An 8,022-nucleotide genomic window follows, 5' to 3' on the forward strand; every position below is an offset into this window, starting at 1 on the left:
ATGGTCACGGTCAGAAAGCTTATCTAAGCGCTATCCTAGACCTACATGATAAATCCATCGTGGCTTACGTATTAGGGCATTCCAATAACAATCCCCTGGTATTCCAGACATTGAAACTAGCCTTGCAGGCAGCTCCAGAAAGCAAGCCAATGCTTCATAGCGACAGGGGGTTCCAATACACGTCGCTGGACTTCAAAGCGCTCTTGGACGAAAGCAAACTGTCTCAGAGCATGTCTCGAGTTGGGCGATGCATCGATAATGGCCCCATGGAATCATTTTGGGGAACTCTAAAATGCGAGAAGTATTATTTGCATACGTACCACACTTTTGAGGAGCTCGAAAAGGACATTATTTCATATATCCACTTTTACAATAACGAACGATTACAAGCAAAACTAAACGGCCTCAGTCCGATGGAGTTCAGGACGAAGGCCGCTTGATTGATTTTGATTTTTATACTGTCTACTTGACGGGGGGCTGTTCAATGGCATTCTGCTCCATTCTCGTTTCCGGTTCGGTCTATGGGTTCGTAATCGGTACCATATTTTCCATTTCGCTATTCTTCTACATGATTACAGCCGGGATAATACGTTCCTTGATCAGTGTCCACCGGCATTAAATGCCGAATGTCCGTTGCGAAAAATAGAAAATTCAGCTACTGCATTGCCATCTTCTCTTGGGTTTGCCCAAACAATCGGCAAATTCAGTCAGCAATCCCTTTTGGTGTTACGTAATTGTCGAAGGTAAAACACTACTTGGAGGAAAAAGAATGGCGGTTAATGCACGATCTCTTAGTTCTGCAAGCTGAATATTTTGACTAGGAGTCGAAGTAACTGGATTCACATTTATGGTCGGATTAATTGTTGGATTCGCCGCATTGGTATTCGTGTTGGCTGGATTGTTTTGGATTTCATTTTCATTCTCACATTCACTTATACAAGAACATGGTTTTGAATTACAACGGGAACATTTTGAACGTGAGCAACGTTTTGGTTTACTACGAATACAAAGCTTAGGTTTTGTACGTGAAGAATGTTTTGGCTTTTTAGGTGAAGAACATGATCTTATTGTACTCAAACGATTTACGCCTCCTTCATTAGCACAATATCAGAGTATTTGTCTTCTGATTTTGTTGTTTGTACTTTTGACGGAGGTTAAATGGCCTGACGGGTGATATGTCCAAGAGCTTTGTAAACGTCAATAGCCCCAGGTCTATCTTTGTACTGGGGCTATTATAGATTTATCACGAAGTAAAGACATGGCACATCAGTGGAATAGACAATGACCAAGGCAAAAACGGCTTCAGCGATTTCGGATCACGGGGATCCTCGAGCTGCGGCAATGCTATATCACCCTATCCTCTATACTACCACATTATGGATCTCAATCATCACGCTATGAATATCAACGGTAACCCGCAGAATTCGCCGGTTTGCCCGCATCCTGCACTTCTACTGCATACCGCCAAAAGTCTGGCTGTGAGCCGTCAAGATCGTAAAAACCATACACTCGTGCGAGCTGACCGCTTGACACAGAGTGTCCGTTCCATCGGGCTGCGTCCGGATCTCCGGCCAGTGCGGCAACGGCGCGGCCTATATAACGTGGCGATTCCGACATAATGAAATGCGGCTCCTTCTCCGTGGCGTCACGCCAGTTTTCCTCCTTAACACCAAAGTGATCCAGCATGATTTCAGAACGCATCCAACCTGGAGTCACTGCTACTGCGGTGCACTGATAGGGTGAAAGTTCATGGGCTAGAGACTTAGCCATATGAATGACAGAAGTTTTAGCTAGATTGTAGAACATTGATAAACGGTAGTTATTATCGTTGTATTCTGCCGTGCCGTCCGTTACCTCAATGACCAATCCGTTCTTGTTTCGAATTAACAGAGGTAGAGCATAGTGACTTGTAATAATATGCGTGTCAATCGCAAGTCTAAGCTGGCGAAACCCCCGTTCAAGGGAATGCTCCCACACGGGCACGTTCCACTGGGTCAAATATTCGCCACCCCACACATCGTTGACCAGGATTTCTAGTCTCCCCTGCTCGTTCTCAATCTGTGCAATTAGAGCCTGGACCTGCACCGGATCCAGATGATCCACTTGAACCGCTATTCCCTTGCCACCCGCAAGATTTACAAGTTCGGCGGTTTCTTCAATCGTTTCAGGTCGATTGTACTCGGAGCGTTGTGTTCTTGTCGTACGTCCCGTCACATAAACAATGGCTCCAGCCGCGCCTAATTCGATAGCGATTCCTCTTCCCGCGCCGCGTGTTGCACCTGCTACCAAAGCCACTTTCCCATTTAGAGGTTTCATGAACTGTTACTCCTTTCGTTGATCTACCTCCGATTATAGATTTTGATATATGTCAACCTGTGTCATATTAAATAAAAACGAAGCATCATTCATTAGAAAAATTCGTTAAGTCCTTCCTTAAAGTATCGATACTCCTGCTCGCTTAAAATCTTCTGACCATACCCTTCGTAGAAAGTGTCGATTTCTGATTGGACTTCAAAAGCGTTAGGCTTGGGGCGAATTGCTAGCGAGATATCGTATCTTGGATCGCCGAATCCCCCATTGCTCCAATCAATAATGCTCGTTATTTTCCCATCACGAACGAGTACATTATCAATTGTAAAATCCCCATGAATGAGTGTATTTGGGATCGGCGATGGTTTGTTCGTCTTCAAAAATTGAAGTACATCCGCTGTCCCATCGACCAAGTAATGTTTTAGGTTATATTCCGCACGTCGTAACATTTCGTCCAACCAATCCGAGTCTCCAATGATTTCAATTGGGCATTCCGTTGAATGAATGTTAGATAAAATGGCTCCGAAATTGAAGATCATTTCATGTCTTTTATTCGCATTTTTCTCATGAAGTAATGCTTGTCTTAACGTTTCCCCTTCAAAATATTGCAGCAACGCCCAAGCCTGATTTTCGCTTATTTGTTCTACATGCTGATAAACGGCGGGAATAGGTAATTTGGTATTGCGTAAGCAACTCAGAACATGCACTTCTTGAGATAACCAGGAACAAAACTGTTCGCCTTTAGTTCTTTTGATAATAAAACAACCTCTTGTGCTTTCAACGATTCCAACATCGGAAGTATGGCCTTGTCTCGGATATTTCATGTTTATCACGGCACCTAAGTTATCCATGATTTCGCCTGGTATTTCATGCAAACTGATCGGATACATCAGGAATCACCTCATTACATTTATATAAATCGGTATTATTCGATGGGTTTTCGTACAATCCTGCCAAGACCGTCAATCTTGCCAGTTAGAGTGTTTTGTTAGCTAGATGTTCCGATATATAAAATAAAAACCGCGATTTACGCGGTATTTATATGCCTACAACCTGAATTCCTAGTTCGATATCTCAACGACTGCATGATAAGTGGACGGTTCCGAAATCGATCTAATCATAAAATCCGCCAAGTCTCCGCGCGATATTCCCCTGGCACCCGGCAAAGGCTTGTTTACAGCCGTGCGGTATGCTTTCGTTCGCGGCCCGTTCGTCAATCGCGGAGGGCGAACAACGGTCCAAGTTATCCCGAGGGAAGCCCGGACTGCCGCTTCCATCCGCGCCATATCCTCATAAGCGTGTTTATACATTCGCTGGATGACGAGCCGGATGACCAGCCGCTGCAGCAGCGGAGTATCGGCGGGAATATCCAGTCCCGCCGACGAGAGGCAGACGAGGCGATGAACGCCTGCCGCCTGCATTGCCTCCATCATATTTGCCGTTCCTGCCGAATAAACCGTTGTCGGATTCCGGTGCGATACGCCAAGCGCGGACAGAACCGCATCCTTCCCGTTCATCGTCTGCCTGAAAGTGGCGGGCCGGAGAACGTCGCCCTTGACCACCTCCAGCTTATCATGGCGAAGATCGAACGCCTCAGGTCTGCGGACGACAGCGGTGACTTCGTGCCCCTCCTCCAGGGCTTGAGCGACAACCTGCCGACCGGTGCCTCCGGTAGCACCGAACACGATGAGCTTCATTCCGTAACCCCTCCGGCGAATTCTTCAACAAACTGCGTTACGATCGCTGTATGGCCTTCCAGGGTAGGATGAACGCCGTCGGGACCAAGCAGCGGCTTGGCGGTAGGCATCGCAAATCTCGTCTGCGTATCGACAACTTGATCAGGCAGGCTGCGGATGATATCGCCGATACGTGTAATATCCTCATTCCGCCAAGAAAGCTGGCCGAACTGAAAGTGGTGATAAGCGGCCGCTCTCTCTTCGTTGAAGCTCGGCGGAGTCAGCCACACCCAGCCGGCTTTCGTCCGGGAAGCGGCAATCTGCCGGATCGCCGCCAGGTTTTTGGCCGTTTCCTCGGCGCTGACCTGTGTTTTGGCCGGCTCCGGGCCAATCCTCATTGCGTCGTTGCCGCCGATCATACACAAGATCCAGTCTGGCTCCTTGGCGGTAATGCCGCTCATCCTCCCCAATACTTGTGCAGTCGTATTACCCGATATCCCTTCGTTAATAAACCGGATTCCGTCGTTCGGCCTCCTCAGCCCGACAAGTTGGCGAAGCAATTCAAACCAAGACAGCAAATCGTCCGTCGTGCTTTCGCCGATCGCGATCACCGTCTGCCCCGCTTGGAACGGCAGGCGATCCACCATGCCGGCAAACGCCGTATCTTCCAGCATCTCCGAAGCAACATTCTGCACCTGCTGCGTCAGTTGACGCTTTATCGACCTGTACGTGTCCGTATCCGTGCCATATATAGCGGCAAGAGTTTGTTCCTCCATATTGCGTGCGAAGGGCAGCAGCTTCTCCGGATGTTGGGATTGCACCAGTTTCAACAATTGCGGATTTACATTGGATTCCATTACGAATTCATCTCCTTATCATCATCTCATGAACATGCCGCCGTTAACTTCCAACGTTTCGCCGGTTATGAACGCGGAAGTACCGGAGGCCAGGAATAGCACCGCGTTCGCCACATCCTCCGGCAGTCCCTCGCGCCCGAGCGGAATACCGGCAATGATCGATCTTCGGATCTCATCGGTTTTGAACCGATCGTTCGAGGTGTTCGCAATGACTCCCGGAGTAACGGCGTTGACGCGAATGCCTTTGCCGGCGAACTCCTTCGCCGCATTCTTCGTAAAGGCAAGCGTGGCGCTTTTGGCCGCCGCATACATCGCCACACCAGGCCCGCCACCGTTGTGCGCGGCAAGCGAAGCGATGTTCACGATGCGCCCACTCCCCTTCTCCAGCATAAATGGCAGCACGGCTTTGCTTAAAAACACGCAGGATTTGAAATTGATATCCATCATCTGCGTGTAATAATCCTCCGTGATTTCCGTAATGGAAGCCCTATGGCTCATCTGCCCCGCATTATTGATCAAAATATCGACGGAAATCCCGAATGAGGCGTGAACGTCTTTCACAAGCGAGTCGATTTGACGAACCTCCGATAGGTCGGCATGAAAAGCCGCCGCTTGCCCCCCTGTCTCCTGGATGCGGCGCACCGTTTCCTCCGCCTGCTCTTTATTGCGAAGATAATGGACGGCGACAATCGCGCCGTTGGAAGCCAGCTTCTCCGCAACCGCGCCGCCGATCCCGCCGCTTCCTCCCGTTACTAACGCCAATTGTCCGTTTAACAGCTGATTCATCATTTTGCCTCCTTGATTTCGGTTTGACCTTCCAGCAATGGTTTGTCGACAATCTTATCGTAACGGGTGATTCTCACAAAAGGCTGATCGAAACAGTCTCAAAACAATCACCGTTTCGTTACATTTCACTCAAAATGAGCCGAGCTGAGCGATAGATGTGCTACAATATTTTCAAATTCTTATGGATTAGAAACAGAGGTGAGCGGCTTGAGCTTAAACGGAAAACGTACGGTACTCATAGTGGATGACGATAAAGAGATCGTGGAATTAATGCGGGATTACCTCGAGGACGAACAGTTCGACACTGCCTTCGCATTCAACGCCGTCGAGGCGCTCGAAGCACTGAACAGCGAGCCAATCGACTGTATATTGCTGGACGTCATGATGCCTGGGCAGAACGGCCTGGACTTGTGCCGGCACATCCGCAAAACACGCGATCTTCCTATCCTGTTCCTCAGCGCGCGTGGTGAAGATATGGACAAAATACGGGGGCTAGGCTTGGGCGGGGACGATTACATTGTCAAGTCCGCTACTCCTGAGGAGGTTGTAGCGCGCATCAAAGCCGTACTGAGGCGTTATGACAAAAGCGAAAAAGCAACGAAGTCGGAATGGAGGTTCGGTAGGCTCGTGCTGGATTTGAAAGCGCATGAAGCCGTGCTGGACGGACGACCGCTGCCGCTAACGCCGAAGGAATTCGACATGCTGTGCCTATTTGCGGAGTACCCGCGCCAAGTATTTACGTACGATCAACTGCTGCAGCGCTTTTGGGACGGGATTGGCGACAAGCATGCGGTAACCGTGCACATAGCAAGAATTCGCGAAAAAATCGAAGAGGATCCGCGAAAGCCAAAAATCATTACGAATGTGTGGGGCATCGGCTACCGGTTCGAAGGGGTGCGGAGATGAGGCCGCGGCTTCGCATCCGCCAGTGGATGATCATCGGCATGCTCATCCTCATGCTTCTGCCGCGGTTATTATTTGAACTATCGGACCTGCTCGATCGTTACGTTTTCGAAAGCTCGCTCTATGAGCGGCAACAAGCCGGCTTGGCTGCGGCGATCCGCAACGTGAACGAAACGAATGCTGCCCGTTGGCTGGAGCCGGACTGGCAGGCGTCGCTGCAAAGCATCGCCGATAAATCGGGCATCGGAATCATCCTACTGGATGGCTTCAGTCGCGAAATTCTGCATTCCGAACAGGCCGGTACGGAAGAAACCGCGACGCGCCAGATCAATGTCGTCGAACAAGGCAAGATTCAAGGCGAAGCGCTCTTCTTCGTTCCAGAGCGAAGAAGCGAGGTGGCTACAGTATGCGCCGTCATTGCGGCGATTGGCGTTATCCTGTTCATCGGCTGGAAAATCGGCCAAGTCGTCGTCAAACCGCTCGAGGCCATGAGCGCAGCCGCGAGGCGGATCGCTGACGGTGATCTTGATTTTCACCTGCCGGAATCCAGCGTTCTTGAAGTAACGACGGTGCGCTCCGCTTTCCACGCGATGGGCAGCAGCTTGCGTGAATCTCTGATTCGCGAGTCCGAGCTGGAAGAAGAGCGCCGATTTTTCATAGGCGCAATCGCCCACGATTTAAGGACGCCGTTATTTACGCTTCGCGGTTGCTTGGCACGTCTGGAGAAGGGCATGACCGACAATCCGGACAAAATGGCTCGATATATTTCGATCTGTAATAAAAAAGCCGAGCAGCTCGAAAGGCTTGTATCCGATCTGTTTTCATATACCAAGCTCGAATCGATCGAACAAACGCTGCGTCCTGAACCGGTGGAACCGGGACGGCTCTTCGCCGATCTGGCCGAGGAATTCCACCCCATAGCCAGGGATAATGGCACTGTACTTCATTATGAAGGTGGCATGCAAGGCGGAGACGTTACTTTTCCAGGGGATTCGCATTTGCTGCGGCGAGCGATGAGCAACCTGCTGGACAATGCCATCAGGCATACGCCGGCCGGCGGAACGATTACATTCGCTTGGCATATAGAGGACGGATGCATCGCCTTCACGATTGAAGATACGGGAGCGGGTATCGATGAGCACGACTTGCCGCATGTATTTGAGCCTTTCTATCGGGGAGACCCATCCCGGAATCCCGAAAGCGGAGGAGTTGGCCTCGGGCTTACGATTGCGCGCCGCATCCTTCGAGCACACCAAGGCGATCTTACCGTTCGGAACCGGAGCCGGACGAGCGGGGCTATTTTTACAGGGTGGCTGCCGCTTATGTTTACATCAACAAATATCGCCGCTGCCCCTACGAGTTAAACAAAAAAGTGGAGCAACTGCCGCGTGATATGCTCCCCTTACGGTAGACAGGTGAAATAATAAAACCTGCTACGGTAAGGGGAGCTTTTTCATGCAAAAACGATCCTATTCGGCTTCTGAGAAACT

9 protein-coding genes are annotated in these 8,022 nt (G+C 50.0%); 4 read left to right on the forward strand and 5 right to left on the reverse strand.

The window, feature by feature from the left end:
- Both AC0LWM_RS32170 and AC0LWM_RS32175 read left to right on the forward strand, forming a co-directional pair.
- The coding region (locus AC0LWM_RS32170) for an IS3 family transposase (RefSeq protein WP_474679131.1) at window positions 1–440 on the forward strand (440 nt) is incomplete at its 5' end.
- Between the two features lie 407 nt (window positions 441–847).
- Window positions 848–1,174: a hypothetical protein gene (locus AC0LWM_RS32175; protein WP_474679132.1), complete on the forward strand. Its 327-nt coding sequence runs from the start codon at window positions 848–850 to the stop codon at window positions 1,172–1,174.
- Between the two features lie 230 nt (window positions 1,175–1,404).
- Here the strand turns inward: AC0LWM_RS32175 and AC0LWM_RS32180 are convergent, their stop codons facing one another.
- The 5 genes from AC0LWM_RS32180 to AC0LWM_RS32200 form a co-directional block, all read right to left on the reverse strand.
- Window positions 1,405–2,316 carry an SDR family oxidoreductase gene (locus tag AC0LWM_RS32180; protein ID WP_474679133.1) on the reverse strand — a complete coding sequence of 304 codons (912 nt, stop codon included), beginning with the start codon at window positions 2,314–2,316 and terminating at the stop codon, window positions 1,405–1,407.
- Between the two features lie 92 nt (window positions 2,317–2,408).
- Window positions 2,409–3,200: a phosphotransferase family protein gene (locus AC0LWM_RS32185; protein ID WP_474679134.1), complete on the reverse strand. Its 792-nt coding sequence runs from the start codon at window positions 3,198–3,200 to the stop codon at window positions 2,409–2,411.
- A 171-nt stretch (window positions 3,201–3,371) separates the two neighbouring features.
- Entirely contained in the window at window positions 3,372–4,007 is a 636-nt protein-coding gene (locus AC0LWM_RS32190) for an NAD(P)-dependent oxidoreductase (RefSeq protein ID WP_474679135.1), read from the reverse strand.
- Window positions 4,004–4,843: an SGNH/GDSL hydrolase family protein gene (locus tag AC0LWM_RS32195; RefSeq protein WP_474679136.1), complete on the reverse strand. Its 840-nt coding sequence runs from the start codon at window positions 4,841–4,843 to the stop codon at window positions 4,004–4,006. The genes AC0LWM_RS32190 and AC0LWM_RS32195 overlap by 4 nt, the downstream gene beginning before the upstream one ends.
- 21 nt (window positions 4,844–4,864) lie before the next feature.
- Window positions 4,865–5,629 (reverse strand): SDR family NAD(P)-dependent oxidoreductase, encoded by a 765-nt coding sequence (locus AC0LWM_RS32200; protein WP_474679137.1) that lies wholly within the window; start codon window positions 5,627–5,629, stop codon window positions 4,865–4,867.
- A 207-nt stretch (window positions 5,630–5,836) separates the two neighbouring features.
- Between AC0LWM_RS32200 and AC0LWM_RS32205 the strand changes: the two genes are divergently transcribed.
- Together AC0LWM_RS32205 and AC0LWM_RS32210 are read left to right on the forward strand one after the other, a co-directional pair.
- On the forward strand, window positions 5,837–6,535 hold the full coding sequence (locus AC0LWM_RS32205; RefSeq protein WP_474679138.1) for a response regulator transcription factor: 699 nt from the start codon (window positions 5,837–5,839) through the stop codon (window positions 6,533–6,535).
- A complete protein-coding gene (locus AC0LWM_RS32210; protein WP_474679139.1) occupies window positions 6,532–7,896 on the forward strand; it encodes a sensor histidine kinase in 1,365 nt (454 codons plus the stop codon). The genes AC0LWM_RS32205 and AC0LWM_RS32210 overlap by 4 nt, the downstream gene beginning before the upstream one ends.
- Window positions 7,897–8,022 lie beyond the last annotated feature (126 nt).

The organism is Paenibacillus sp. sgz302148, assembly GCF_056120465.1.